The following is a 26,117-nucleotide window of genomic DNA, read 5'->3' on the forward strand; positions in this document are numbered from 1 at the left end:
CAGCGCTGGCGTCAGGACTTGCGGTCGTAGGCGCCTTGCTCGGTAACTGCAACCTTGCGGTCTATACCGTTGCGCATGATGTAGTAGAAAAACCGCGGAATGCCGATGATGTAGCGGCTGAACAGGCGACGCGGCTCCATCAGCAGGCGATACGCCCACTCCATGCCGAACTTGCGAACCATCGCCGGCGCACGGCTGAAGCGTTGTGCCGCGAAGTCGAGGATCGCGCCACCGCAGATCATCAGAGCAGGGCGGCCGAGATCACGCTGCAGGCTCACTGCGACTTCTTCCTGACGAGGCATGCCCATGCCCATGACGATCAGCGGGATTTTTTCCGGTTGCAGATGCTCTCGGACGAATTCGAGGTAGCGCTCGGTCGGCTGGAAGCCATCGATCGCGTAAAACTTGCGATCGCCGAACAGCGCGCTGGCGCCCAGGTTGACCCACGGCTCGCTGGTGCCCATGGCGAACAACTGGTAGCTGTCGCTGTGTTCACTTTCGAGCAGGTGGGTGATCAGGCTGGGAATGAAATCAGTGCCGTTGAGGTTGGCGCCTGGCGCCAGGCCGTTGAGCGAGCAGGCCAGTTTTACACCGATACCGTCGCGCAACAGGTAGTTGACCTTCAGGAAGTGACGGCGTGCTTGCGTGTCATTCTGAACGATGTTGTAGCCATGCTGGTTGAGGAAGCCGAGGATGGTGGGCTTCTTCGGCGTGCTCAGTTCATCGAGCAGCGGGGTCACGTCATCTTCTTCCAACAACTTCAGTTTATGGATCAAAGGATCGTGCAGTTTCAGTTGTGAAGTTTTCACAGGCGAGCCTCGTTGTCGGAAAGTTATGGAGTTATCCGGTATCTGTTCACTGGGCTTCGCGCTTTGCTTATTCTTATAAATATCCATTTTTTCAGCGAAATGAAGGAGCTATCCGTCGCCCTGTTAGTCGTGAACGGTGATTCCATAGGTGGCGAATCACACATGCTGCTGGGCTCGACTTGGGCCCTGGCAGATCGTTGAAAAACTACCTGCGTTGCTGCTGCTTCGTTAAAAACAGGCTCGTATGCGAGTCCAATGAAAATGCTCATTTACTGCTCGCTTTTGACTCGATTCGTTCGCACCGGATGCCAGCCTTCGACTGTAGCTGCGCTGCGTTACGGTTCGCCTGTGTTTTGCCTCGCATCTGCTGCATCGCCTACGTTTTCAACAGTCTGCACTATCCGATGAGCCAGCGCCGCACCTGAAAGGGTGCAGCGCTGGTAGCACATCAGGCTGCAGAAACTTTGAGTTCCTTGACCCGACCGTAGTTGTCGGAGAAGCGGATGATGTCGTCTTCGCCGAGGTAGGTACCAGACTGTACCTCGATCAATTCCAGCGGGATCATGCCTGGGTTTTCCAGGGCGTGGATCTGGCCGATGGGGATGTAGGTCGACTGGTTCTCGGTAACCATATAGGTCTCGTCACCATTGGTCACCTGCGCCGTGCCGCTGACCACGATCCAGTGCTCGGCACGGTGGTGGTGCATCTGCACCGAGAGCTTGGCGCCCGGTTTCACGGTGATGCGTTTGACCTGATAGCGCGCGCCGTGATCGATGGAGTCGTACATGCCCCATGGGCGGTACACTTCGCGGTTGTTCAGGTGCTCGCCACGTTCGTCGCGCTTGAGCTGCTCGACGATGCGCTTGACCTCTTGGGCCTTGTCCTTGTGGGCGACCATGATCGTGTCTTTGGTTTCGACGATGATCAGGTTCTCGACGCCCACGGTGGTGACCAGACGATAGTCGGCATGCACGTAGTTGTTGTGACTGTCGTGGCTGAGCACGTCGCCCTTGTGCACGTTGCCTTGCTCGTCCTTGTCGCTGACGTCCCAGAGTGCGCGACCAGGAGCCAATGTCGCTCCAGCCGGCATCCAGAGGCACCATCACGGCGTCTTCGGTCTTCTCCATCACCGCGTAGTCGATGGAGTCTTCCGGGCAGGCGGCGAAAGCTTCCTTGCCGATGCGCACGAAGTGCATGTCTTCCTCGCTCTGGGCGGCGGCACGACGGCAAGCGTCGAGGATTTCCGGCTGCCAGCGTTGCAGCTCTTCCAGATAGCGACTGGCGCGGAACATGAACATGCCGCTGTTCCAGAAGTGCTCGCCGGAAGCGAGGTAGCGCTCTGCGGTCTCGCTGTCCGGTTTCTCCACGAAGCTTTGTACGGAGAAGCCACCTTCACCTGCCGAGGCGCCTTTTTGCACGTAGCCGTAACCGGTTTCCGCATGGGTCGGCACGATGCCGAAGGTCACCAGCTTGCCAGCCTGGGCGAAGGGCAGGGCGGTTTCCACGGCGCGGTGGAAGGCACTCACATCCTTGATCAGGTGGTCTGCTGCCAGCACCAACAATACTGGGTCGTGCTCTTTCTCCAGGGCCTTGATGGCGGCCAGAGCGACCGCTGGAGCGGTGTTGCGACCAACCGGCTCAAGCAGGATGCTGGCGTTCTCGATACCCAGGGCGCGCAGCTGCTCGGCAGCGAGGAAGCGGTGTTCCTCGTTGCAGATCAGGCATGGCTGGCTGACTTGTAAGCCTTCCAGGCGGCGAATGGTCGCCTGCAGCATAGACAACGAATCGTCGGCGATGGGCAGGAACTGTTTAGGGTTGAGTTGGCGCGAAAGTGGCCACAGGCGCGAGCCGTTACCACCAGAAAGAATGACAGGAATCATCGTGGAGCTCCTCCCATGAAGAGTGATTGCCTAAGTTTGAATTCCCTGAGCAGGATCGGCAGGATGCGGAACGCGTCATGCGCATAGCGTCCTACCAGTCGACGAGGTTCGGTGAATGCGCGGTGCAGCCACTCCAGAGAGTAGCGTTGCATCCACAGCGGAGCGCGACGAATTCTTCCGGAGAGGAAGTTGATCGAGGCGCCCACGCACAGACCGATGCCGACGGCTTGGTCGGTTTCGAAAATCTTCTGCGCCAGGATTTCCTGACGCGGGCAGCCCACCGAGAGCACCACCAGATTGGACGGGTGTTCGATGACGAAGGACAGGCACGCCTGGATCGCTTCTTCGCTGTGGATGAAGCCCATCGGTGGGTTGTGATGGTGAAAGGTGATGTGCGGGTAGCGCGCTCGCAGATGCTGGATGTCTTCATCTTCGCAGCCGATCACGGTAACGTTCCAGGCGCGCTGCTCGGCGATATCGATCAGCTCTTCGGTGAGCGTGCTGCCGGGAATCGCGTCTTGCACGGGTACCTTGAGCATGCGCAGCAGAGGCAGCAACACACGGCTGTCGCAGACGCGGTGGCGGGCCACGGCGTAAGAGCGTTTGAGGTCGTGGTCGGTCTCCAGCTGCACGATGTGATTCACGTTAGGTGTCACGACGTAGCTGTACGGGTCAGTGCTGTGCTCGACCAAGTCCTCGACCAGGCGATCCTTGGAGCCAGCGTAGAACTCGATGTCAAAGGCTTTCATCAGCACCTCTTTGCGCCACTGGCGCGCGTTACGAGCGGGCAACGGCTGCTGTTGCTCGCGATTCATTTGCCCAATGCCGCTTTCAGCAGCTTGCTATGGGTATGCACGTAGTGCAGGACATACAAAGAGATACTGTGCAGAGGCGATAGTTTCATGACCTCCCGACGGATGCGCATATCTTCCTTCAATGCATCGAAGCGACGACTGGTAGAAACCCCCGTGGTGTCGAAGATGCACAGCGGCGACGCGACCTTCAGCACGTCGCGCTTGTGATCCTGGCCCTGCAGGAATTCGACGATCATGCAGTAGTCCGCAGACAGCTTGAAATCCTCGCGAAAGCGCACGCTGCGCAGCCTCTCGTTCTCGAAATACATCGCCTGGTGGCTGGACGGCATGCCCAGCACCAGGTGCTCGATCTTCTTCGCGTTCTGTGGCGTGAGGCGGCCTTCGGCGTTCTGCAGGTAGTAGTCGCCGTACACGTAACGCGGCTTGCTTGGCGCCTGCTCGATTGCATCGGCAACCTTCTGCAACACGTTCTCGTCGTAGAACGAATCACCGCTGTTCAGGAACAGGGTGTAGCCCTCGGTCGCCGAGCCCTTGATCAGGCCCTTGTTCATGGCGTCGTAGAGGCCCTTGTCGCGCTCCGAGGTGATCTCGGCGTAGGGCTCGTCGATGGTGGCCAGCCATTCGGCGCCACCGTCATTGGAGGCACCGTCGACGACGATCCAGCGGAAGTTCCGGTAGGTCTGGGCAGCCACACTCTGGTAGGTCTGTTTGAGGCCTTCCAGATTATTCCAGTTGATGGTCACGATACTGAAGTTTGTCATGGCGTGTGCCTCTGAGCTCTCGAGTCGGGGATTTCTCCGTCGCGTAGGCGCGGGAGAAGTACAGGAAACAGGCGGCGCCGATGCCCAGCACATCACCGCCATACATCAGCGAGTTGGACAGGAACATGTTGAGCATCTGGAACCAGAACACCAGCTGGAAGGCATTGAGCAGCGGGCCCTTTTGCGGGCAGCGTTTCATGATGCGCAGGTAGCCGGCGTAGAAGATCAAGGCGATCACCGGGGTGAGGAACCCGTAGCGGTAGTACACGCCGAAGATGCCCACGTCCGACAGATAGAAGTGCGGGTTGTAGAGTGCTCCGAAGCCGCCTTTCCACTGCAGCGACAGCGACCCCATGCCGATGTACCAGTTGTCGGCAACCGCGCCGATGATGATCGCCGTGGTGGTGTCGCGCACGCCGGGCCCGGTGGTGGCCTCGTCGAGCAGGGCTTCGAACTTGGCGAACTGCTCGTAGTAGAACTCCGGGAAGATGAAGTACGAGGCGACCAAAATGGTGGCCGCGAGCAGGCCGAGCTTGATCAGCGAGTCGATGCGGTCACGGAAGATCCACAGGCCGGCCAGGCACCAGATGATCATGGTCTGACGGGTCTGCAGCACCAGCCACAGGTACGAGGCGAAGAACAGCAGGGTGACGACCTTGAACAGCGAGATACGCTCTTTCATGCTGTACATGAGCATGAAGGCGCAGATGGTCACGTAGCTCGAACCGATACGGAAACGGTTCGGCCGCAGCAGCACTTCGCCGGCATCCTTGGCATCCACGGTGAACGAGACGCCTGAGTTTTCCGGGATGATCCCGAAGTAGTAGCAGTAGCCGACGAAGGCGCACGCCAGACCCGAGTAGAGAAAGAAGCTCTCCAGGTGCTTTTGCGTCGGAGCGGTCTTGATCAGCAGGAACAGGGCCGGGAAGAACACCAGATAAGCGAAGCTGCGACGTTCTTCGAGCAGGCCATAGATGAACGGCTGATCGAAATTGAGTTCCGCCATGATCGCCGAGGTGACCGGCAGCACCAGGCCCATGAAGATGATCCACAGGCTGGTCTTGGATTGGTATACGCGTTTCCAGACCAGAAACAGGGCCGCAGCGCAGCCTACCAGGCCGAGCAGATAAAGCTCGCGCAGGTAGGGGATGCCGGCCTTCTTGTCGTCGGTCAGAAAGAAACAGGCCGAGTTCAGGACAAACAGGATCAGCAGCAGGTTGCGGTATGCCAGGAATTGCTTGAACAAGCTCGCGTTCCCATATCGAAATTGTCGTGGCTCGCAAGCCGACGCCGCGTTGAGTGGCTTGCGAGAGGTCTAGTACAGCGCCTGCAGGTAGTCCCGCGTATTGCGGTGTATGCGCGGTTCATCGCGCATCTGCTCGATCGGCCACCAGCGGTAGCGACCGTGCTGCACGCTCGGCGGTTGCAGGCTCTGCTGAGCGCCAAGTTCCAGTGCGTAGGCGATCACCACGTAGTGGGTATCCGGTGTTTCGCCAAACACGCTGTCGTCATAAAAGTGCTCGTAGACGCCGAGCAGCCTGCCCTGATCGCGCCCGAATGCCTGCCCCAGTTCTTCCCGGGTCAGGCGTTCGAAAGCGGCATCCAGGGTTTCATTCTTGAGAATGCGCCCACCTGGAGCGAACCAGCTGCCCTGGGCAGGGCGGTTGAGACGCTCGCCCAGCAGCAGCTCGCCCTCTGCGTTGCGAACCAGCAGATCGATGGACACCAGCGGTGTGCTGGCGACCACGGTCTTGAAGGTATCGGCAGGCAGAAACATCAGCTGCGCACATCGTCGATGTGTTCGACGAACCAGCGATAGGCGTCACGCAGGCCGGTTTCCAGATCGATGCTCGCCGTCCAGCCAAGCTTGGCCAGGCGCGATACGTCCATCAGTTTGCGCGGCGTGCCATCGGGCTTGCTGCTGTCGAACGTCAGGCGACCCTGGAACTCGGTAACCCGCGCGATGGTTTCTGCTAGCTCGCGGATGGTGCAGTCCTGCCCGGTACCGACGTTGATGTGCGAGAGCATCGGCTGGGTGTGCGCCCCGTAGGTGGCATCATCCAGATTCATCACGTGCACGCTGGCGGCTGCCATATCGTCGACGTGCAGGAATTCGCGCATCGGCGTGCCGCTGCCCCAGATCACCACCTCATCGTCGCCACGCAGGGTCGCTTCATGGAAGCGACGCAGCAGGGCAGGGATGACGTGGCTGTTTTCCGGATGGTAGTTGTCGTGGGGATCGTACAGGTTGGTCGGCATCACACTGCGGTAGTCGCGACCGTGCTGGCGGTTGTAGCTTTCGCACAGCTTGATCCCGGCGATCTTGGCGATCGCATAGGGCTCGTTGGTCGGCTCCAGTACGCCGGTCAGCAGCGCCTCTTCACGCATCGGCTGCTCGGCATGCTTGGGGTAGATGCACGAGCTGCCGAGCGACAGCAGCCGGTTCACACCGGCATTGTGCGCAGCGTTGATGACGTTGGCTTCGATCATCAGGTTCTGATAGATGAAGTCGGCCGGATACTGGTTGTTGGCATGGATGCCACCGACCTTGGCAGCGGCCAGGTAAACCTGGTCGATGCGTTGGTCGGCGAAGAAACGCTGCACGCTGGCAGCGTCGATCAGATCCACGCTTTCACGGGGCGCCGTGATGATGTTCTGGTGCCCCAGGCTCTGCAGGTGACGCACGATCGCCGAACCGACCATCCCGCGATGGCCGGCGACGAAAATGCGCTGATCGAGAGAAGTCGTAGTCATCCTCAGTTCTCCACGGATACCGGCAGATCGTGGCCGTGCTCACGCAGCAGCGCGTGGCGCTTGGCGACCTTGAGGTCTTCACGAACCATCTCGGCGCACATTTCCTGTACGGTGATTTCCGGCGTCCAGCCCAGCTTGGTCTTGGCCTTGGTGGGGTCACCCAGCAGGGTTTCCACCTCGGCAGGGCGGAAGTAGCGTGGATCGATTTTCACGACCACGTCACCGACCTTCAGAGCTGGCGCATTGTTGCCCTCGATGCGCTCGACGATGCCTTGCTCGTCCACGCCAGTGCCTTCGAAGCGCAGGTGCACGCCCAGCTCAGCGGCAGACCAGGTGATGAATTCACGTACCGAGTACTGCACGCCGGTGGCGATCACGAAGTCGTCTGGCTGATCCTGTTGCAGCATCATCCACTGCATGCGGACGTAGTCCTTGGCATGGCCCCAGTCACGCAGCGAATCGATGTTGCCCATGTACAGGCAAGGCTCGTGACCCTGGGCGATGTTGGCCATGCCGCGGGTGATCTTGCGGGTCACGAAGGTCTCGCCGCGACGTGGCGACTCGTGGTTGAAGAGGATGCCGTTGCACGCGTACATGCCATAGGCTTCGCGGTAGTTGACGGTGATCCAGTAGGCGTACAGCTTGGCGACCGCATAGGGCGAGCGCGGATAGAAGGGCGTGGTTTCCTTCTGCGGGGTTTCCTGCACCAGGCCGTAGAGCTCGGAGGTCGAGGCCTGATAGAAGCGGGTCTTCTTTTCCAGGCCCAGCAGGCGGATGGCTTCGAGGATGCGCAGGGTACCCATGGCGTCGACGTCGGCGGTGTATTCCGGTGCTTCGAAGCTCACCGCAACGTGGGATTGCGCGCCGAGGTTGTAGACCTCGTCAGGCTGCACTTCCTGAATGATGCGGGTCAGGTTGGACGAGTCGTTGAGATCGCCGTAGTGCAGGATGAAGTTCTGGTTGTCGACGTGCGGATCCTGATAGATGTGATCCACGCGCTGGGTGTTGAACGACGAGGCACGACGCTTGATGCCATGCACTTGGTAACCCTTTTCGAGCAGAAACTCGGCCAGGTAGGAGCCGTCTTGACCCGTGATACCAGTGATGAGCGCTTTTTTCTGTTCCATTGCGATACCTGCGATGTTCAATTGATAGAGGGTCTGTGTTCGGTTGCTGAACGCGACCGTTAGGACGTACGCTTGAGCAGCAACTGGAGGCGTTCCATAACGCCAAAAAGAATGATCCGTACCGACGGAAACTTGTAAAAGAAACGGTAGATGTCGTACTCCGTTTTGGGCCGCGACAGGCTGGCGCCGTCTATATCGGCCGAGTCGATCAGGGCTAGGCCCTCACCTTCGATGTTATGCAGGATGCTCAGTTCCATGGGCTTCATGGAAAGGCTGAAATTGTGCAGGCCACGGGCTTCTGTTCGGGTCAGTTGCAGGCCTTTTTTGCAGGTCTTGCAGCCATACAGGTTGACCGTGAAATCGTAGGGCTCGAGCACTGGATTCTGGCGTTTTACGCAGGCTGGCAGCAGCTCGCAGAAGGCGTCGTAGACCGACACGCTGTCTTCGCGTTTTGCGAACTGGTAGTCGATCGGCTGTTGCTGGATCGGTACCTGGAAGCGCGACGAGGCGATGTTGAAGTGCTGACCCGGATCGCCGAAGTTGGTGCTCAGCGAACGGAACGGGTACACGAAGTACAGATCCCGGGAAATGATGTAGGCAGTGAACAGCTTTAGCCACGAGGACTCCGGCCAGCCGCGGATATCCGCGGGTATGCCGTCGATGTGGCTGATGTCGGTACCGTGGCTTTCCAGCCACTGACGGAATCCTTGCCAATGCTGCCGCGACCAGGCTTGCCCCCACGACGCGGCCATCTGAATGAAATGCACGGCCGAGTCGCCGTCATCGATGGGCGTGAAGGGCAGGTTGGCGGTCTGGTTGAACTGCACGCTGTACAGGCTGATACCGGCCACGCCTGCATCGTCGGCATAGGCCTGCAGTGCCCGCCATGTGTACTCGTAGAAGAACGGTGAGACGAACAGATCGTCTTCGAGAATGATCACGTCGCCGTACTGTTCGGTCAGGTCGCCACAGCTCAGTACGTGCTGGCGCAGGCCGAGGCGCTCGGGGTGAGCGATGATGCGTTTCTCGCCGTGCGGCCAGTCGAAGGCTTCGGCGACCTGGCGTGGCTGCGGGTTGCCGGAGTTGTCCAGGCTGATTACCAGGCGAACCTCGCCTTCGGGGTAGCGAGCCTTGATCAGTGAGCCGAGCAGGCGGCTGAGGCTCTTCGGCCGGTTGTAGCCGATGACGACGATGGTGGGCAATTGTGCGGTCATAGGATCGAAGCCAGTCTCTGATAAAAGTGTTTAGGGGCGATCGCGGCGCGTCTGCCGATCGGCCTTGCCGTGCCAGTTGCGTGCGGCGAGCAGCACGCTGGCGATCAGGCTCAGGTAGATCAGGATGCTGGCCGCGGTAAAGGCCATGACGGTCTGCTCGGCCTGCTCCAGGAACAGGGCGCCGGCCATCAGGGCAGCGATGCGCAATACGGTGCTGAGCACCTCGAAGATCAGGAAGCGACCCTGTAGTGCGAGTGCCGGAACGGCGACCGTGCAGGGGCGGCTTACGAAAATCATGTACTCGGCCAGGGCTAGCCAGCGCGCGTATTCACCGGCTACCGCCCATTGCTCGCCGAACACCAGGGCGAATAGCTGCGGGCCAAAGCAGAACACCAGCGCGAAAGGCAGCAGGCCGGCCAATGCCAGCGCTGCCGTAGCTTTGGCTAACATGGCGGTGATTGGTTCGTGGTTATGCACCGCAGCGCTGATGCGTGGGTAATAGACATCAGCCACGGATTTGCCGATCAATTGAGTCGGCACGTTCAGGGCCTGTTTGCACAAGGCGAAGAAACCAGCCGCCACCGGGCCGAAGAACACCGCCAACACGAGCGTTGGCAGGTTCTGTGATACCGCGTTGATGAGCATCTGTGGCGCGCGATACAGCGGGAAGTCGTGGTACTGGAGGGCCAGTTCACGGGTACTCAGCTGTGCTCCTGTGGCCGCTTCCTGGGTATTCACGCTTGGGCTGCGACGCAGGCCCCAATTGAGCATCAGGGTGTGCAGCACGGGGCCGACTGCGGTGCTCAGCAGCAGAGCCGTAGGGCTGGCATGCAGTAGGCCGACAGCGATACGCAGGCCGTTATGGGCGATGGCCTGCTGTACGGCCACACCAGCGGTAAGGCGATAGCGTTGTTGGCGAATCAGCCATTGCTGAGTGACTTCGAGCGCTGCGCCGGCGAGCAGCACCAGGGGCAGCAGCATCAGAAAAGGGGCGATCTGAGTGACGCCTGTCAGGCTGGCCAGCTTCTCGCCGAACAGGGCGATGACGGCTGCCACGAGCACCGAGAAGGCGCAGGCGACGAGCAGGGACAGGCGGATCAGACCGCGGGCATCGGCATCGCGCCTCGGAAGCACGATGGCGACTGGATAGGTGAGGGCAGCGACCGGGATGAGCATGAACGCCAGGCTCATGAATACCCCGAGTACCCCGTAGGTCTCTGGCCCGTAGATCCGGGTGATGACCGGCATCAGGGCAAGGGTGATGACCTGGGCGCCAGCCGTACCCGAAGCAACGGTCGCGATATTGCGCAGCACGGGGCTGCGCAACGCCGCTCTGCCGGACACGCCGAGGCGTGTCCAGAGGGCGGTGGGAACCGTGGCTTTGGGTTCGATGACGTCCATTGTCAGGAGGGTCTCAGCCGTTCACTTGCTTACGGCCAATGCCGTAATAATCGAAGCCCTCGCGATCCACCTGGGTGAGGTCGTACTGGTTGCGGCCGTCGATGATCACCGGCTGCTTGAGGAGCTTTTTCAGGGCCTTGAAGTCCGGGCGGCGGAATGGCTTCCACTCGGTGACCAGAACCAGTGCGTCGGCATCGATAGCCGCTTCGTACTGGCCGTCGACGATCTGCAGGCGACCTTCGCTGAACCAGTGCTCGGGGAACTCGCGTGCGGCGGTTTCACTAGCAACCGGGTCGAATGCTTTGACCTTGGCACCGGCGTTGATCAGGCTGTTGATCAGCACCACGCTCGGCGCTTCACGCATGTCGTCGGTACCCGGCTTGAACGCCAGGCCCCAGACGGCGAAGGTACGGCCTTTGAGGTCACCCTCGAAGTGCGCGGCCAGCTTGTTGAACAGCGATTGCTTCTGCTGCTCGTTGCGCGCCTCGACGGCTTGCAGAACCTTGGGCTCGAAGTCGTTCTGGTGCGCGATGCTGATCAGTGCCTTGACGTCTTTCGGGAAGCACGAGCCGCCATAGCCGCAGCCGGCGTAAATGAAGTGGTAGCCGATACGCTGATCCGAGCCGATGCCCAGGCGCACGTTTTCGATGTCCACGTCCAAACGCTCACAGAGCCCGGCGATCTCGTTCATGAACGAGATCTTGGTGGCCAGCATGGCGTTGGCGGCGTACTTGGTCATTTCCGCATCACGCACGCCCATGAACTTGATGCGCGGGTTGTTGCGGATGAACGGGGCGTAGAGCTCGCTCATGGCCTTGCGAGCACGCTCGCTGTCTGTGCCGATGATGATCCGATCCGGGTGCATGAAGTCGTCGACTGCAGCACCTTCCTTGAGGAATTCCGGGTTGGAAACCACGTCGAAACTGATGTCCTTGCCGCGCAGTTCCAACTGCTCGAGGATCTCGGCGCGAACCAGGTCGGCGGTGCCAACCGGTACCGTGGATTTGTTGATCACGGTGGTGTGGCGAGTCATCAGGCTGCCGATCTGGCGTGCCACTTCCACCACGTAACGCAGATCGGCGGAGCCGTCTTCACCGGGCGGCGTGCCGACGGCGATGAAGATGATGTCCGACTGCTCCATCGCTTCCGGCAGGGCAGTGGTGAACTGCAGACGACCGGCCTCGAAGTTCTCTTCCACGACGGTCTCCAGACCCGGCTCGTAGATCGGCAGCACACCGCGCTTGAGGTTTTCGATCTTCTTCGGATCGACATCCACGCAGACAACCGTGTTGCCCATCTCGGCGATACAGGCGCCGGTGACGAGGCCGACGTAGCCGGTTCCAACGACAGTGATATTCATGGATAAAAATTCCTTGAGTGAGCGTTAATCGTTACGTGACGCCAAGGGGGCATCGTTCAATAAATGTCGCGCGAGAACAGGGTGAAAGGCGTCTTCACCAGAATCTTGATGTCCAGCCACAACGACCAGTTGTTGATGTAGGCCAGATCCTGTTCCACGCGTTGCTGCATTTTTTCCAGGGTTTCGGTTTCACCGCGATGGCCGGTTACCTGAGCCAGACCGGTGATACCCGGCTTGAGGCGGTGGCGGGCCATGTAGGCGAGAATCTTGTCGCTGTAGTAGTTGTTGTGGGCCACGGCGTGAGGGCGTGGGCCGACCAGGGACATTTCGCCGCGCAGCACATTGAGCAGCTGCGGCAATTCGTCGATCGAGGTGCGGCGCAGGAAGCGTCCGACCGGGGTGATGCGCGGATCTTCACGGGTCGCCTGCTTGACCTTCTTGTCGTCATGCATGCGCATGGAGCGGAATTTCCACACCAGAATCACGCCACCGTTCCAGCCATGACGCGGTTGCAGGAAGAACACCGGGCCAGGGGAGGACAGCTTCACGGCGATGGCGGCGGTGATGAACACCGGGCTCAGGGCCACCAGCGCGAGGAAGGCCAGGGTGCGATCCATCAGCTCCTTGCTGAACACGGCAGCAGGGTGTGAACTGATCGGGCTTTCGTTGAGGTAGATCGCCGGCAACTGTTCGATCTGCGAGATCGACTGGTTGAGCAGCGGCATGCTGCCGAAGTCCGGTACCCAGACCACGTCGACGCTCATATCGAGCAGGTCGATGTAGAGCTTCTCGATGTGCGAGATTTCGTCCAGAGTCAGGGCGATGTATACACGGCGTACACCATGTTGCTCGGTCACTTCACGCAGCTGGTGCAGGGCGCCGAGAATCGGGAAGCGACCATCCTGAGTATGCGCATCTTCGTTTGAAGCGAGCATGCCGATCAGCGGAACGCGGTTGGAGGCAGCCAGGCGCTCGGCCAGTTCGTGGGCTTTCTCGCCCGAACCAATGATCAGCGAGACGCGATCGTTGCGCAGCTTTTCCGAATGAAGCCTGGCGAAATAGCGCAGCGGAATGAAGGCGATCGCCTGGGCAAGGAAGCCGAGCAGCGCCCACTCACGCATGATCTCGAAGGAGAATCGATCCAGACTCTGGCTGAAGTAGGCCACGAACAGCAGGCCGGCGAGAAGGGTGAGCCACCCAGCCAGCAAGTGCGCCAGACCGGTCAGGTAGTTGAAGCGCTTGTGGTATACGCGCAGCAGGCCATAGGCCGGCACGGAGCCCAGTACCGTGAGTACGATCAGCAGACGGTACTCGGTCGGCACGTCGCCATAACGCTGGATGACCAGATAGCAGAGCAGCATGCTGACCAGAGTAATGGCACAGGCACCATTGACCCCAGAACGTCAGCCCCCTGCGGTTCTCGGCAGGATTGATCCGTTTGGAAATCATGTGCGGCGATCCTCGTGCAAATCTTCGATGAAGTGGGATGCCTCCGGAAAACACACGAGAGGCGACCTGTCCTTTTGCGATACGTATGACGAAGCGGCGAGCGAACCCGGGGCTTGCGCCAGTTGGTTGCTGCAGTGCGTCCTGGTGCTGAGTTCTCGACGCATGGTTTTCCAACCTCCAACAAATACGAATCCAGCGGCCTGAACCAACAGGCACGCGTTATCAGGCAGTCAACTAAGCGAAATGCTGGTGTGCGATGCGCCAGGGCGTGTCGATGACCAGACGTTCGGCCTCTCTCTCGCCCAGGATCCGGGCGGCTTGCAGGAGACCTTCTTGTAATTGGGGGGGGCGGTGATCAAGGTTGTGAGCATCAGTCGCCATAATGCTGACCACGCGATGTCTCAGCAGTTCGTGAGCCAGGTGCATTGCGCGTTCACCAAAGCGACCAGCGGCAGATGCGGCGGTCACTTGCAGCAGACAACCTTGCTCGATAAAAGGCTTGAGCTTGCTCGGCGTGTGCATCAGCACCTTGTTGCGTTCCGGGTGCGCGATGATCGGTACCACGCCGTTTTCCAACAGCCACTGGGTCAGCCGCTCGGCACCGAAGGGCATTTCCCCGTGGGGAAACTCCAGCAGCAGCGCCTTCTTGCCTTCCCACTGGCCGAGGAACGGAATGCTGCCGTCCATCACGCGGGTCATCAGCTCGCCAGAGAAACGAACCTCTGCGGCCGCGCCGACCTTGAGGTCGATACCCGCTTCCTGCAGCGCCTCGTTGAAGCTGTTGCAGGCTGCGCGAATGCTGTCACTGTCGTTGTCGTAGCGGCCGGCATGGATATGCGGCGTGCAAACGATATGGCTGATGCCGTTGGCTACGGCCATGCGGGCCATTTCCAGCGCGGTTGGCAGGTCTGCCGGGCCGTCGTCGATGCCCGGCAGCAAGTGGTTATGCAGATCGATCATCAGATACCTCCTGCTGTCATGCGCTGGTTGGTCATGGCTGCATCAAGCCTTGCGGTCGCTGTAGCCGTAGTGGTCGTAGTAGCCGCTGTACTCGCCGGAGCGGGCAGCCTTTTCCACGTCGACCTGGTTAAGCACCACGCCCATCAGCGATGCACCGCTCTGCAGCAGGTGGCCTACGCCGCGTTGTGCCAGTGGAATCGAGGTGGCCTCGGACTTGATCACATAGATGACCGAGTCGGCGAAGGTCGACAGCAGCGAGGCATCACTCACAGCCTGGCTAGGCGGCGAATCGATGATGATGTGGTCGTAGCGTTCCTTGATCATCTCCAGGAACTTGGCAAAACGTGGCGATGCCAGCAGCTCCAGCGGGTTTGGCGGTACCGCACCGGCCGGCAGCATGTCCAGGTTGTTGCCCATGTTGTGGATGCAATCTTCGACCTTGGCGCTGCCACTGATCAGGTTGGCCAGGCCAGGGGTGCCGACCGGGAAGTCGAAACTCTTGGCGAGGGTCGGGCGACGCAGGTCGGCATCGATCAGCAGTACGCGTTGCAGCTGGCTGAGGGCGAATGCCATGTTGGCCACCAGGGTGCTCTTGCCTTCGCCGGGTGAGGAGGAGGTGACCACCAATACCTTCTTCGCGTGATTGGTATCGGCCAGCATCAGGCTGGTACGAATGGTACGAATCGACTCGCAGAAGCGCGCATCTTCACCATGCTCGAAGAGGTGCGCAGCGGTGTATTTGGTGTTGTTGGAAATCAGCGGCACGATGCCGAGAACCGGCAGGTTCAGCTTGTTTTCGACGTCGTCGGCGCTCTTGAAGGTGTTGTTGAGGATGTCGCGGATCACCGCCAGGGCGATACCGAATATCAGTGCCAGACCGGCAGCCAGGACGATCAGCAGCTTCTTGTTCGGCGCACTGGCCTGAACCGGAGCGATGGCTTGATCGATGATTCGCGCATTGCTCGAGTTGACGTCCTGAGTGGCTGCGGTTTCGCGCAGGCGGGTCATGAACGTCTCGTAGAGCGAACGGTTGCTTTCCACGTCGCGGGTCAGCTCACGGATCTTGAATTCCTTGCGCGAAATATCCTGAATCTGCTCCTTGTTCTTGTTGAACGAGGCATTCAGGGAGTTCTCGTTGGCAACTGCCAGCTGGTAGTTGCGCTCAATGCTCGCGACCACCTGCTCGACCTGAGCACGCAGGCTCGCTGACGCAGCGCTGAGATCCGACTTGGCAGCGGCCATGGCCGGGTGGCGCTCACCGTAACGGCGCGACAGCTCTTCGACCTTGGCACGTGTGCGCGCTTCTTCAGCCTTGAATTGCTGGATCAACGGGTTGCCCAGTACGGCAGGCACGCTGGACAGGCGACGCCAGTCGGTAGAACCCATGGATTCGACCTGACGGTACTGGCTTTCCGCTTCGGCACGCTGACGGCGGGCATCGATCATGCGATCACCCGTCAGCGACAGCTCGTTGTTGCTGATGGTTGCCACACCGTTCACATCCACCAGGCCTTCGGCTTCGCGGTAGCTCTGCAGGCGATTCTCGGCTTCCTGCAAGGAGCTGCGCAGTTCGGTCAGGCGCGTGTTCATCCAGGTGGTGGCCGACAGCGACATTTCCATCTGTGCTTCAAGCTGGCTGTCGATGTAGTTGCTGGCCAGCGAGTTGGAGATAGCAGCGGCGGTCAGTCGATCGGGCAGCTCGACGGAGATACTGACCAACTGGCTTTTGCCTTCGACCCAGATGCTGGTGCGATCCATCAGGATTTTTGTGGCGATATCCAGCAGCTCTGCCTCGGTCAGCGGCTTGGCCGGCTCGGGCGCATCGACCAGCCCGGTGACCGACAGCATGCCTTGCACGCTACTGACGAACCCGCCGACGTTGATCAGCGGCTTGGGCTGCTGGCGCGGGTCGAAATCTGGGTGCTCGGTGAGGTTGAGTTCGCGAACCACCTTCTCTGCGACGCCACGGCTCTTGATCAGGCCGAGTTGGGTCTGCAGGTATTCGTTTACCGCGCCGGTGGTGTCATAGACCTGCTGGAAGGACACCAGCTGGGTGCCTTTGGTCTCGATCATCACCGTCGAAACAGCTCTGTAAACGGGTGTCATGCGGGACACGGCGAAGGCAGTGACCAGCGTGATCACTACCACGAACAGGGCGATGGCCCACTTGCGCATCCAGATGGCGTTCCAGATACGCCGCAGGTCGATGTAATCGCTATCTGCTTCCGACGGCGATGGCTGCCACTGTCGGATCGTTCGTGCAGGACTGTTCATATTCAGAAGAACCCTTGATCGATGGTGATGGTGTCACCCGGCTTGACCAGGGTGTCGAGCGAGGCCTTTTCCGAAGCACGGGCTTCGCCTGTACCACGCGCGATGGTGATGCGTTTGGTGGAGGCGCGTTCGGTCAGGCCGCCGGCCAGCGCGATGGCGCGATCCAGGGTCAGGCCAGGCTGATAGGGGTAGCCGCCGGGCGCTTTCACTTCACCGCTGATATAGAACTCGCGGTAGGTGGTCACGCTGACGGAGACGCGGGGGTCGACCAGATAACCATCGGCCTTCAATCTGTCGGTGATGATGCGTTCGATGTCGCCAGCAGTTTTGTCGCTGGCTTCGATTGACCCCAGGAACGGGTAGGAGAAGGTGCCTGCGTCGTTGAGGCGGATTTCCTCAAACGACAGATCGGGCTCGCCAAAGACACTGATCTTGAGCACATCGCCGGAACTCAGCCGATACTGTGGATTGGCCTGGGCAGTTGCTGCGAATGCGAGCATCAGCAGCAGCGAAAAGGCTTTGAACAGACGGTGGACTGACATCCGCTTACTCCTTGTGGTTGATTCGTCTGTGGCGCAGAAAAAGGGGCGCCACCGCTCGCTGCAAAGGCGAACGGATAAAGGTTGATAGGGGTGGTGACGTTGGTCGTCACCCTGCTGAGTGGCCCCGGTGCTAGAGGCTCAAGCTCAACGACAGCTGATAGATGTTCCGGTCATAGGTTTTTTCCCTCACGCTCGAATCGTTTTCGGTGTGACGGTAACCCAGTGATACATCGACCCAGCGATCCGGGGAGTAGGTGACTCCCAGGCCGTAACTGGTGCGCTCGTCCTGGCGCTCGATCGCCTTGTAGTCGCGATCGGAGAAGCGATAGTCAAGATCCGTACGGATGAAGGCCGACCATTCATGTTCCCAGCTCAGGCGGGTGGTGGTGTCCTGAACCGTGCTCGCACCGTCGTCGCCTTCATCGAAAGCGCGGCGGGTGTTGAGTTTGACGACGGAGTAGGTTCGCGGTTCCCAGGCCACACCAACTTCCCACATTGGGCTGGTGTAATCCTCACGCGTATCGCTGTCGAAGTTCTTGCGTTCGGCACCGAGGCGCAGGGTGCCGGAGGTCTTGGCGGTCGCTTCCCAGGTAGCGCCGAACAGTGCGGCGTCATTGGTGCTGTCGCGGTTGCTGCCGCTACGAATGTAGTCGTGATCGGTGTGGCGCAGCTCGACCAGCGATCGCGTGCTGCCACCGAGACGGTGGTACCACACGGTGTTGAACATGGTGCTGTCGCGCTCTTCGTCAGCGTTGAGTTCACCGCTGTTTCGGTAGCGAATGCCTTCGCGATTGACGCCGAATTCCAGCTGGTTCAAACCGCTCAGCGTGCCGTAGCTGTAAGTGGCGCCCGCTACGCTGCGGTCGTACTTATCGTTTTCATTGTCATCGGGATCCGCCAGATCGATGGTTTCCTCGATGCGGTGATACCCAAGGTTCCAACGCAGACGATTGCGCGAGTTGAATTCGAGAACGCTGCGAAAGCGCAGATGATGATCGGTATGACTGGCCCGATCATCAGAGTGGTAGGTCTGGTCGTCGAATTCGTACTCGAGTTGGTAACCGCTGTTGCGCGTCTCCGCGCTGAGCAGAAACTTCGGGTTGATGCTGGTGATCCAGGAAGAGCCGGCGCCATCACGCAGGCCACGGTAGTTATCGTCGTAGCTCTCGGTAACGTCGAGGGTAGGCGTGAACTCGAAACCAGCCAGGTCGATGCTTGCCGGGTCGGTTGCCCAGCTGGCCGTAGACAGCGTACCTGCTAGCGAAGCCGTCAATATCTTGGTGAGTTTCATCGTGCCAAATCCCTTCCCGGGGTCGATCGCTTGAGTGGAGTGGCCGGATGTCAACGCTGTGGGACAGGAATCCGACAGCCATTGTTTAAGCGTCTATCGCGTTGACTTGCGGCCATTTTTCATGAGTCATTGGTTGTCGGCTCAAGGAAGAAGTTCCCCGTTGGTCGTGAAACTCGTCACAGGGTGCTCGATAAAAAAATAGGGAACTTCTTGTGCGCCTTAATGGTTCACTCTCGCCGCCAGCGCTGCAATCAGGGGCGGTCGCTCAATTCTGGATAAATACGCTACCGCCCCAAGGCCATCATTCTTCAGGGCATTGACGCTGTATTGGGTGGAGCCAGTGTTATGGCTCAAAGTCCAGTCTGGATGTTATGGGGAATGCGTTACAGGCATGTTAAGAGGTTGAGCAATATTCATGCCTGTAAGATAGAGAGTTGAGAAAGTGGGACGTTGATCCGCCTTTCCCGATTAAGTAAGCGAAGCAGCAGCATCACTCGCTGTTCGCCGTCCATGGCCAGAAATATTGCATCCATATCAGCCAGCGGGCCGCTGCTTATATGCACTCTGTCTCCAGCGGTCAGCGCTTTTTCCTGCACTCTCTGCAAACTGCGCGCTTTCAATTTCTCGATAATGGCATCGTCTATTCGGCAGGGTGTTCCGCAAAAAGCAACGACCCTGCTGACTCCGCGTGTCGAGCGCAATTTTGCCCAGTTACCTTGTTTCTCCATGTGCAGGAAAAGGTATCCGGGAAATAGTGGTTGAGTGATTTGTACAAGCTTGCCAGCCTTGATCACTTGCGTCCTTGTGTGCGGGCAAAAGCACTCGAAGCCCTGTCTGTTCAAGTGCTCCCAGGCCTTGTCGTCGTGTCGGGGTTTGCACTGGATCAGGTACCAGGCGACGTCCGAAATCTTCACGTCGATGCTCATAAGGCCTCTGCTTTCCATGCTTGCGAAGTGCCATCAACTGCTGTTCTAGCAGTTATCGATAGTAGGCCCTCATTAATTTATTTGGTGCATTTCGGCGACGAGTGGCGAGTTATTTATCGCGCCGATAAATCCGACAAGTGGCTACGAAAATTGTGCTGTCATTTTGGTTTTTATTTGCCGGAAAGGTACATATTAGTTGCGTGTTGCTCGTATCAAGAAAAGTTCCCCAGGAAGTTGTAATCGTTTTTATGGCGCCTGTTTTTTGATGATTTTGCCTGCCTGTTACGCGCTGTCGGATCCTCTGAATCGAGCTGCTGATGACGCATCTGCATAACGGATCAGCTGAAGAAAAAAAGATTGGAGCCATGGTGGCAAATAGATATCAACTCTGATTAAGGATGATGAATCATGACGCACATATACGCAGTGGTTCTTACTTATAACCGCAAGGATTTGCTCAAACGTTGCCTGGATGCCGTGCACGCACAAACAAGACCCTGTGATGGCGTTATCGTGATCGATAACGCCAGTACCGATGGTACGGAACAAATGGTGCTGGATCTGGCATTGCCCGGTCTGGAGTTATATGTACTGTCGGATAACGTCGGAGCATCCGGTGGTTTCAATGCCGGGTTCCGGATGGCTTACCAGCGCGGCGCCGATTTCATCTGGATGATGGACGATGACGTGATTCCCTGTGCCGATGCCTTGCAACGGCTGATCGAGGCGGATGAGTCGCTGGCAGCACGGAATATCAAGCGCACCTTTCTGTTGTCGGGTGCCTACACCCAGGATGGTCTGGTCAACAACGCGCCGTCGCTGGATCAGCGGCGTAACCGAATCGATTACGAGTGCTGGCCGGCCACCGTGGATCTCGGCGTGGTGCCGGTTTCACGCGCGACCTTCGTTTCCATTCTGGTACCTCGCACCACACTGACCGAGTTCGGCGTGCCGATTTCCTCGATGTTCATCTGGGGCGAAGACACCGAGTTCACCTTACGTGTGACCCGTAACACGCCGGGCTATCTGGTGGGCGCGAGCAAGGTGCTGCATCTGCGTCAGGAGGGCGGCGGGGCGATCAACATCCGCACCGAGAAGAGCCCTGCGCGGATTCGCTATCATCGCCACTTCGTGCGCAACGAACTGTTCATCACCCGCAAGTACGCCAACCGTCGCCGGTTGCTGACGACCCTGACTCACCGGCTCTGGGGGATGTTCAGATTGGTGCGTGGCGGTGAGTTCTACAAAGCCCGCATCGTCCTGCAGGGGCTGCTCGAAGCCCTGGCGTTCTCGCCGCGGGTCGAGTCTGCCGATGCACCGCTGGACAGCCTGCGGGTGCAGATTCGCCGGGCCGTGGTGCCGGCGTTCGAGATGACATTACCGGTGATGTCGCTGGATATCGAACCGGCTGCCAGTTTCCTGCAGCCGGAGATGATGCCCGCTCAGTAGAGGCGTTCGGTGCGGTCGGCTATCAGGGGCCAGGCCGCATCCTTTTCGGAAATGGTGGTCACTGCCAATGGCCAGTCGATGCTCAGGCTCTCGTCGTTGTAACGCAGGCCACGCTCGGCACTCGGCGTATAGGCGCTCGACACCAGATAGCTGACCTCGACATCATCGCTCAGGGTCTGGAAGGAGTGGGCGAAGCCTGGCGGCACGTAGAGCTGGCGCTGGTTATCGGCGCTCAACTCGAAGGCCTCGTGCTGCAGGTAGGTCGAGGAGTTCTCGCGCAGATCGACGATCACATCGACGATGACGCCGCGGGTGCAGCGCACCAGTTTGGCTTCTCCATGGGGCTGCATCTGATAATGCAGGCCACGCAGGGTACCGCGACGTGCCGAGCGTGAGGTGTTCTGCTGCACGAAGTGGCTGATCAGGCCATGACGCTCGAACTCCTCCGCGCAAAAGGTGCGCGCAAAGTAGCCGCGCTCATCGCCGCGCGGTTCCAGTTCGATCAGCCGGGCGTCGTTGAGTGTGGTGCTGTGAAAGATCATGGCTGCTCCTGATCGAGAAAGTCGCGAAAGCGTCGTGTGCTGGCGGCATCCGCTGCGAACAGGCATTCCTGCTCGGCGTACAGGCGGTCGACGATTCGCCCGCTGGGAAATTGCACGTCATCGAAGGTCAGTGCGCTGTCCTTGCTCACTGCGCGTTTGAGCGTGCAGCCGAGCGCCAGGCCGATGGGCAGCAGGTTTTCATCGCGGATAGCGGCGATGTTCTCGGCCATGCCGTAGGTCTCGTAACCGCCGAAATCATCGATACGGTCGCCTGGCTGCAGATCCTTCTTGGCCACCGTGATCACGCCCACGCTTGGGCCGCCGCGTGGAGTCAGTACCGGATCGCCGAACAGCACAGCGCGGGCGACCGAGTTGGGTACCTCGAAGTGACACAGGTGATAAGGCGTGTAGAAGCTGTAGTAGGGGCCCTTGCCGAGTTTGTAGAGCTCCAGGTAATGACGCTGGCGCGGATTTTCCAGGGTGCCGATGACGAACACGCCGGGGCCTGGGCGGGCGCCTACGACGTAATCGACCAGGCCGGGCTCGTCTGGCTTCAGGTGTGCTTCGAAGGCGGAGATGGTGTCTTCGATGGGCACCAGCGGTGCGCCCGGATTGCCGCCGGAAAAGTCCGGGCCGAGCATGCCGCGGCGAGCGACGCGCATACCGGTGGCATTGGCCACGATGGCTTGCTCGAAGGAGATCTTGGTGCCATCGGCGAAGGATGCGACCATCGCCGCTTTCTGCCCCCATCGGCGCGCGAACTCCTGTTGCGTGGTCGGGTTGCGATACGGGTCGTGCAGGCCTTTGATGTTGCCGCACAGCACCGGCTTGATGCCGAGCCCCGCCACGAAGCGGTAAAGGTTCATCTGCACGCCCGGCTGATCGCCATCGGAAAAGGTGTAGATGACTCCGGCTTGGTCAGCCTTGTGCTTGAGAATCGGGCCGATGGTGCCGTCCAGTTCGGCGTTCATCTGCACCACGTGCTTGCCGGCCTCCAACGCGGCGAGCACCGCGCCCGCCGCGTATTCGATGGAGCCGGTGACTTCGATGATCGCATCCAGCCCTTCGGCGCGCGCCAGGGCCAGGGCGTCCTCGGTGACCGCAGGCGTTCCACTGGCGATGGCGCGTTCCAGCTCGGCCTGCGTATTGCACTGCAGCGGCTCGATACCGGCCTGGTCGTACACGCCGACGGCACTGCCGATAGTGCGATTGGCCACGGCGCACAGGCGCATGCCGGTGGTCGCCGTAAGGATCTGCAGGGCGATGCCGCTGCCCTGGAAGCCGGCGCCGATCATGCCCACACGAATGGGTCGGCCTTCGGCTTCGCGCTTGGCCAGGGCCGTGTCAACGATGATCATCGGTGCTGCTCCTTCAGTCGTTCCACTGTTTCCACGGCGCGCCACTGGCCCAGGCGGTTTCCAGGGTGATCTTGTCGCGCAGTGAGTCCATGCTCTGCCAGTAGCCTTTGTGGTGGTAGCTGCCAAGCATGTCGCGCTCGACCAGGCGATCCATGGGTTCGTTTTCCCAGGTGGTCTGGTCGTCATCGATCAGCTCGAAGACTTCCGGCTGGCAGACGAAGAATCCGCCATTGATCAGGCCGCCATCGGCAGCGCCTTTCTCGCGAAAGGCTTCGACGCGATTGAGGTCTTCGTTCAGGCGCAGTGCGCCGTAACGCCCGGGCTGGGTGACGGCGGTAAGGGTGCACCAGCGCTTCGAGGCCTTGTGCACCTTGACCAGCTCGCTGATGTTCACATCGCTGACACCGTCGCCGTAGGTCAGGCAGAACGGCTCGTTGCACAACAGCGGCATGGCACGCTTGAGGCGCCCGCCTGTCATCGAGTCGGCGCCGGTATCGAGCACGGTAACGCGCCAGTCTTCGCTGACGCTCTCCAGCCAATCGATGTTGCCGGTCTTCAGGTCGATGGTGTAGTCGGTGCGTTGCGCGCGGTAGTTCAGGAAGTAGTCGCGGATGTAATCGACCTTGTAGCCGCCGAGCACCACGAAATCCTTGAAGCCGTGGTGCGCGTACATCTTCATGATGTGCCAGATGATCGGTCGGCCACCGATCTCGACCATCGGCTTGGGACGGATCGCCGTCTCTTCGCTCAGGCGGGTGCCGAAGCCACCCGCAAAGATTGCAACCTTCATGATGGTGCTCCCCCGTGGTTAATGGACGCTGTATCAGTGGGTCAGATGGCCCGGTAATGCGGTCGCGATCTAGCGCGATTGCCAGCGCAGGTCTTCGCTCAGTCGGCCACTGTCGATATGGCCTTGCAGCACGCGCAGGCGCACGAGCGGCGATGTACGAAACTGGCTGTCGCTGAAACTCATGCCCTTGAGGCCCTCGACCAGCCCGCTGATCGACTTCGATAAGCTCATCTGCGGCTGATGAGCGGGGGCAAGGCTGGCGAACAGACTGAAATCGACCTGATAGGAGCGGCTGTCGACGGGGGCTTCGGTATTGATGCTCACCTCGGTGCCGGGCAGGGCATCGGCTACCGCGGCGGCGAGGTCGCGAACCTGATGGTTGCGCTCGTTGCTGCCGGTATTCACGCGCAAGATGCGCCCGCCGTTGTCGGCGCTGCGCTGGATGGCCCAGTCGATGGCCCGTGCCATGTCGGCGACGTCGATCAATGGGCGCCATGGCGAGCCATCACTGAGCACCGTGATGCGGCCTTCGCTGAGCGCACCGGCAACGAAGTCATTGAGCACCAGATCCAGGCGCAGCCGGTCGGACATGCCGCAGGCCGTGGCGAAGCGCAGGCTGGTAATCACCATGTCGCCGGTGATGTCGGAGAGCGCATCTTCGCTGCCGATCTTGGAGCGGGCGTAAGCGGTCATGGGCGAGACGGGATCGCTTTCCGTGCGCGGCCCACCCTGGGCCACGCCGTACACGCTGCAGCTGGAGGCGAAGACGAAGTTGCGTACCCCGGCACGGGCGGCCGCATTGGCGATAGCGACGGTGGCGTTCTGGTTAATTGCTTCGGTCACGCTGGCAAAGCGGTCGCCCATTGGATCGTTGGAGACGGCCGCCAGCTGCACCACTGCGTCGTAGCCTTCGAGGAACTGTGGTGAAAGGTCACGCACGTCAGCAAAGAACTGCTGGCTCAGGCGCTGTTCCGGCAAGACATGAGCGTTGGTGAGGCAGTGGGCGAAATAGGCGTTGTCGAAGCCATGCACGATGGCTTGGGGATGGCGGGTCGTCAGTTCGCGGATGACCGCCGGGCCGACGTAGCCCATGTTTCCCAGCACGAGAATTTTCATCAAGCCTTCCTTTGCAATGACCGCCCACGGGTGGGGCGGTATCCATCGTTCGGCTGATAGTATTCCTGCGTCAGAAAAATGCTTGTTTATCGGATGGGCGGTTTTAGATTTCGTAAAATATTGATTTATAAGGATTAATAATTATTTTCTGCTTTCGTGGTCAGGTTTTTAAAGCTGCTGCGGCCTACTCAAGCCTTGCTCAAGGTGACCCCCGGCATCGCTGGAAGCCGCGCCGCATCAAGCTTAAACCGCTCAAGAAAGGGCTTTGTGGCGCGTTTCACAAAGTCGAAAGATTTCTGTCATTCGCTTGGCGGTCGTACCTCGGGATTAGCCAGCGTGCAGTCTTCACCCTTGAAGAAAGCCCGCACGTTGGCAAATGCATCGCCGAAATACAGCTCGTAACCTTCGCGCTCGACGTAACCGAGGTGCGGAGTACAGAGCACGGCCGGGTGGTTCAGCAGCGGGTGGGCAGGGTCGAGAATCGGCTCCTGTTCGAACACGTCAAGCGCGGCATAGCCCGGCCTGCCAAGGTTCAGTGACTCGAGCAAGGCACCCGGGGCGATCAGTTCGGCGCGGCTGGTATTGACCAGCAATGCGCTGCTTTTCATGAGTGCCAGATCTTTGGCGGTCACCAGATGCCGAGTGCTCTGGGCGAGGCGCAAGTGCAGGGTGAGTACATCGGATTCTGCGAAGAACGCTTCCCGTGATGGCGCCGCGCGGTGTCCGTCGGCAACCGCGGCCTGTCTTGATGCATCGCTGCCCCAGACCAATACGGGCATTTCGAAAGCCTGGGCATAACGGGCCAGGCGTTGGCCGATCTTGCCGTAGCCCCAGATGCCCAGCGTCTGCCCGGCCAGGCGCTGGCCGAGGTTGACCTGCCACTGCCCGGCATACAGGCCTTGCATGGCCGGGAATAGCTGCCGTCTGGCATTGATGATCAGCGCCCAGGTCAGCTCTGCAGGGGCGATGGGCGAGCCGCGGCCTTCCATGACGGCCACGCCATGGCGGGTGCAGGCGTCTACATCGAGGTGGCTGGAAACCTTGCCGGTCTGGCTGATGAGCTTGAGCTTCGGCAGTTGGGCGAGCAGTGCTTCGTCGATGCGCGTGCGCTCTCGGGTCAGCACCAGCGCATCGGCATCGGCGAAGCGCTCGGCCAGCAGTCGGGTGTCGTCGACAGCATCGTGATAGATGCTGACCTGATGGCCGCTCAGGGTGGCGAAACAGTCGAGGGTACGGATGACGTTCTGGTAGTCATCGGGAATGACGATATGCATGGCAGGCTCCCAGGCGGTTCAGGCT

The 26,117-nt window shown here is 59.9% G+C and carries 21 protein-coding genes and 2 pseudogenes; 1 reads left to right on the plus strand and 22 read right to left on the minus strand.

What is annotated here, in order from left to right; all coding sequences use genetic code 11:
* Nucleotides 1-11: 11 nt before the first annotated feature.
* The 17 genes and pseudogenes from K5Q02_RS13610 to rfaH form a co-directional block, all read right to left on the minus strand.
* Nucleotides 12-809 (minus strand): WecB/TagA/CpsF family glycosyltransferase, encoded by a 798-nt coding sequence (locus K5Q02_RS13610; RefSeq protein ID WP_225831332.1) that lies wholly within the window; start codon nucleotides 807-809, stop codon nucleotides 12-14.
* A 448-nt stretch (nucleotides 810-1,257) separates the two neighbouring features.
* Nucleotides 1,258-2,689, minus strand: a pseudogene (locus K5Q02_RS13615) (mannose-1-phosphate guanylyltransferase/mannose-6-phosphate isomerase).
* Nucleotides 2,686-3,438 carry a WecB/TagA/CpsF family glycosyltransferase gene (locus K5Q02_RS13620; protein ID WP_225831333.1) on the minus strand — a complete coding sequence of 251 codons (753 nt, stop codon included), beginning with the start codon at nucleotides 3,436-3,438 and terminating at the stop codon, nucleotides 2,686-2,688. Before K5Q02_RS13620 ends, K5Q02_RS13615 begins: the two are co-directional and overlap by 4 nt.
* Before the next feature lie 62 nt (nucleotides 3,439-3,500).
* Nucleotides 3,501-4,265 (minus strand): glycosyltransferase, encoded by a 765-nt coding sequence (locus tag K5Q02_RS13625; RefSeq protein WP_225831335.1) that lies wholly within the window; start codon nucleotides 4,263-4,265, stop codon nucleotides 3,501-3,503.
* Nucleotides 4,228-5,511, minus strand: a complete 1,284-nt coding sequence (locus K5Q02_RS13630; protein ID WP_225831337.1) for a hypothetical protein — start codon at nucleotides 5,509-5,511, stop codon at nucleotides 4,228-4,230. The genes K5Q02_RS13625 and K5Q02_RS13630 overlap by 38 nt, the downstream gene beginning before the upstream one ends.
* A gap of 69 nt (nucleotides 5,512-5,580) precedes the next feature.
* Nucleotides 5,581-6,042 (minus strand): GDP-mannose mannosyl hydrolase, encoded by a 462-nt coding sequence (locus K5Q02_RS13635; protein WP_225831339.1) that lies wholly within the window; start codon nucleotides 6,040-6,042, stop codon nucleotides 5,581-5,583.
* On the minus strand, nucleotides 6,042-7,019 hold the full coding sequence (gene fcl / locus K5Q02_RS13640; protein ID WP_225831341.1) for a GDP-L-fucose synthase: 978 nt from the start codon (nucleotides 7,017-7,019) through the stop codon (nucleotides 6,042-6,044). Before fcl ends, K5Q02_RS13635 begins: the two co-directional genes overlap by 1 nt.
* 2 nt (nucleotides 7,020-7,021) lie before the next feature.
* Nucleotides 7,022-8,146, minus strand: coding sequence for a GDP-mannose 4,6-dehydratase (gene gmd, locus K5Q02_RS13645; protein ID WP_225831343.1), 1,125 nt, complete (start codon nucleotides 8,144-8,146; stop codon nucleotides 7,022-7,024).
* Nucleotides 8,147-8,205: 59 nt separating this feature from the next.
* On the minus strand, nucleotides 8,206-9,360 hold the full coding sequence (locus K5Q02_RS13650) for a glycosyltransferase family 2 protein (RefSeq protein ID WP_225831345.1): 1,155 nt from the start codon (nucleotides 9,358-9,360) through the stop codon (nucleotides 8,206-8,208).
* Between the two features lie 30 nt (nucleotides 9,361-9,390).
* Nucleotides 9,391-10,761 carry a lipopolysaccharide biosynthesis protein gene (locus K5Q02_RS13655; protein WP_225831347.1) on the minus strand — a complete coding sequence of 457 codons (1,371 nt, stop codon included), beginning with the start codon at nucleotides 10,759-10,761 and terminating at the stop codon, nucleotides 9,391-9,393.
* A 13-nt stretch (nucleotides 10,762-10,774) separates the two neighbouring features.
* Nucleotides 10,775-12,121 carry a UDP-glucose dehydrogenase family protein gene (locus tag K5Q02_RS13660; RefSeq protein WP_225831349.1) on the minus strand — a complete coding sequence of 449 codons (1,347 nt, stop codon included), beginning with the start codon at nucleotides 12,119-12,121 and terminating at the stop codon, nucleotides 10,775-10,777.
* A gap of 56 nt (nucleotides 12,122-12,177) precedes the next feature.
* Nucleotides 12,178-13,570, minus strand: a pseudogene (locus K5Q02_RS13665) (undecaprenyl-phosphate glucose phosphotransferase).
* Between the two features lie 234 nt (nucleotides 13,571-13,804).
* The gene (locus K5Q02_RS13670) at nucleotides 13,805-14,530 is read right to left on the minus strand and encodes a tyrosine-protein phosphatase (RefSeq protein WP_225831353.1); all 726 of its coding nucleotides are present in this window, start codon (nucleotides 14,528-14,530) and stop codon (nucleotides 13,805-13,807) included.
* A 42-nt stretch (nucleotides 14,531-14,572) separates the two neighbouring features.
* Nucleotides 14,573-16,804, minus strand: a complete 2,232-nt coding sequence (locus tag K5Q02_RS13675) for a GumC family protein (RefSeq protein WP_225831355.1) — start codon at nucleotides 16,802-16,804, stop codon at nucleotides 14,573-14,575.
* Nucleotides 16,805-16,806: 2 nt separating this feature from the next.
* Nucleotides 16,807-17,346, minus strand: a complete 540-nt coding sequence (locus tag K5Q02_RS13680) for a polysaccharide biosynthesis/export family protein (protein ID WP_225831356.1) — start codon at nucleotides 17,344-17,346, stop codon at nucleotides 16,807-16,809.
* 130 nt (nucleotides 17,347-17,476) lie between these two features.
* Nucleotides 17,477-18,637: an outer membrane beta-barrel protein gene (locus K5Q02_RS13685; protein WP_225831358.1), complete on the minus strand. Its 1,161-nt coding sequence runs from the start codon at nucleotides 18,635-18,637 to the stop codon at nucleotides 17,477-17,479.
* 413 nt (nucleotides 18,638-19,050) lie between these two features.
* Nucleotides 19,051-19,563 carry a transcription/translation regulatory transformer protein RfaH gene (gene rfaH / locus K5Q02_RS13690; protein ID WP_225831360.1) on the minus strand — a complete coding sequence of 171 codons (513 nt, stop codon included), beginning with the start codon at nucleotides 19,561-19,563 and terminating at the stop codon, nucleotides 19,051-19,053.
* 408 nt (nucleotides 19,564-19,971) lie between these two features.
* On the opposite strand from rfaH, the gene K5Q02_RS13695 reads away from it, so the two are divergent.
* Entirely contained in the window at nucleotides 19,972-21,012 is a 1,041-nt protein-coding gene (locus K5Q02_RS13695; protein WP_225831362.1) for a glycosyltransferase family 2 protein, read from the plus strand.
* Here K5Q02_RS13695 and rfbC read toward each other — a convergent pair.
* The 5 genes from rfbC to K5Q02_RS13720 all read right to left on the minus strand — a co-directional run bounded on the left by rfbC (nucleotide 21,006) and on the right by K5Q02_RS13720 (nucleotide 26,092).
* Nucleotides 21,006-21,554 (minus strand): dTDP-4-dehydrorhamnose 3,5-epimerase, encoded by a 549-nt coding sequence (gene rfbC / locus K5Q02_RS13700; protein WP_225831363.1) that lies wholly within the window; start codon nucleotides 21,552-21,554, stop codon nucleotides 21,006-21,008. The genes K5Q02_RS13695 and rfbC overlap by 7 nt on opposite strands.
* Nucleotides 21,551-22,912, minus strand: a complete 1,362-nt coding sequence (locus tag K5Q02_RS13705) for an NAD(P)H-dependent oxidoreductase (protein ID WP_225831365.1) — start codon at nucleotides 22,910-22,912, stop codon at nucleotides 21,551-21,553. Before K5Q02_RS13705 ends, rfbC begins: the two co-directional genes overlap by 4 nt.
* A gap of 13 nt (nucleotides 22,913-22,925) precedes the next feature.
* The gene (gene rfbF / locus K5Q02_RS13710; RefSeq protein WP_225831366.1) at nucleotides 22,926-23,702 is read right to left on the minus strand and encodes a glucose-1-phosphate cytidylyltransferase; all 777 of its coding nucleotides are present in this window, start codon (nucleotides 23,700-23,702) and stop codon (nucleotides 22,926-22,928) included.
* A gap of 69 nt (nucleotides 23,703-23,771) precedes the next feature.
* Nucleotides 23,772-24,818 carry an NAD-dependent epimerase/dehydratase family protein gene (locus K5Q02_RS13715; RefSeq protein ID WP_225831368.1) on the minus strand — a complete coding sequence of 349 codons (1,047 nt, stop codon included), beginning with the start codon at nucleotides 24,816-24,818 and terminating at the stop codon, nucleotides 23,772-23,774.
* Between the two features lie 299 nt (nucleotides 24,819-25,117).
* The gene (locus tag K5Q02_RS13720; RefSeq protein WP_225831370.1) at nucleotides 25,118-26,092 is read right to left on the minus strand and encodes a D-2-hydroxyacid dehydrogenase family protein; all 975 of its coding nucleotides are present in this window, start codon (nucleotides 26,090-26,092) and stop codon (nucleotides 25,118-25,120) included.
* Nucleotides 26,093-26,117: the final 25 nt, after the last annotated feature.

Origin of the sequence: Pseudomonas sp. MM211 (genome assembly GCF_020386635.1) — a bacterium.
Classification (GTDB): Bacteria; Pseudomonadota; Gammaproteobacteria; order Pseudomonadales; family Pseudomonadaceae; genus Aquipseudomonas.

Coding starts and splice junctions, on each gene's coding strand:
- K5Q02_RS13650 (WP_225831345.1), bottom strand. CDS start 9,360: ATGACCGCACAATTGCCCACCATCGTCGTCATCGGCTACAACCGGCCG.
- K5Q02_RS13625 (WP_225831335.1), bottom strand. CDS start 4,265: ATGACAAACTTCAGTATCGTGACCATCAACTGGAATAATCTGGAAGGC.
- K5Q02_RS13660 (WP_225831349.1), bottom strand. CDS start 12,121: ATGAATATCACTGTCGTTGGAACCGGCTACGTCGGCCTCGTCACCGGC.
- K5Q02_RS13705 (WP_225831365.1), bottom strand. CDS start 22,912: ATGATCATCGTTGACACGGCCCTGGCCAAGCGCGAAGCCGAAGGCCGA.
- K5Q02_RS13655 (WP_225831347.1), bottom strand. CDS start 10,761: ATGGACGTCATCGAACCCAAAGCCACGGTTCCCACCGCCCTCTGGACA.
- K5Q02_RS13715 (WP_225831368.1), bottom strand. CDS start 24,818: ATGAAAATTCTCGTGCTGGGAAACATGGGCTACGTCGGCCCGGCGGTC.
- gmd (WP_225831343.1), bottom strand. CDS start 8,146: ATGGAACAGAAAAAAGCGCTCATCACTGGTATCACGGGTCAAGACGGC.
- rfbC (WP_225831363.1), bottom strand. CDS start 21,554: ATGATCTTTCACAGCACCACACTCAACGACGCCCGGCTGATCGAACTG.
- rfbF (WP_225831366.1), bottom strand. CDS start 23,702: ATGAAGGTTGCAATCTTTGCGGGTGGCTTCGGCACCCGCCTGAGCGAA.
- K5Q02_RS13685 (WP_225831358.1), bottom strand. CDS start 18,637: ATGAAACTCACCAAGATATTGACGGCTTCGCTAGCAGGTACGCTGTCT.
- K5Q02_RS13670 (WP_225831353.1), bottom strand. CDS start 14,530: ATGATCGATCTGCATAACCACTTGCTGCCGGGCATCGACGACGGCCCG.
- K5Q02_RS13635 (WP_225831339.1), bottom strand. CDS start 6,042: ATGTTTCTGCCTGCCGATACCTTCAAGACCGTGGTCGCCAGCACACCG.
- K5Q02_RS13680 (WP_225831356.1), bottom strand. CDS start 17,346: ATGTCAGTCCACCGTCTGTTCAAAGCCTTTTCGCTGCTGCTGATGCTC.
- fcl (WP_225831341.1), bottom strand. CDS start 7,019: ATGACTACGACTTCTCTCGATCAGCGCATTTTCGTCGCCGGCCATCGC.
- rfaH (WP_225831360.1), bottom strand. CDS start 19,563: ATGAGCATCGACGTGAAGATTTCGGACGTCGCCTGGTACCTGATCCAG.
- K5Q02_RS13620 (WP_225831333.1), bottom strand. CDS start 3,438: ATGAAAGCCTTTGACATCGAGTTCTACGCTGGCTCCAAGGATCGCCTG.
- K5Q02_RS13720 (WP_225831370.1), bottom strand. CDS start 26,092: ATGCATATCGTCATTCCCGATGACTACCAGAACGTCATCCGTACCCTC.
- K5Q02_RS13695 (WP_225831362.1), top strand. CDS start 19,972: ATGACGCACATATACGCAGTGGTTCTTACTTATAACCGCAAGGATTTG.
- K5Q02_RS13675 (WP_225831355.1), bottom strand. CDS start 16,804: ATGAACAGTCCTGCACGAACGATCCGACAGTGGCAGCCATCGCCGTCG.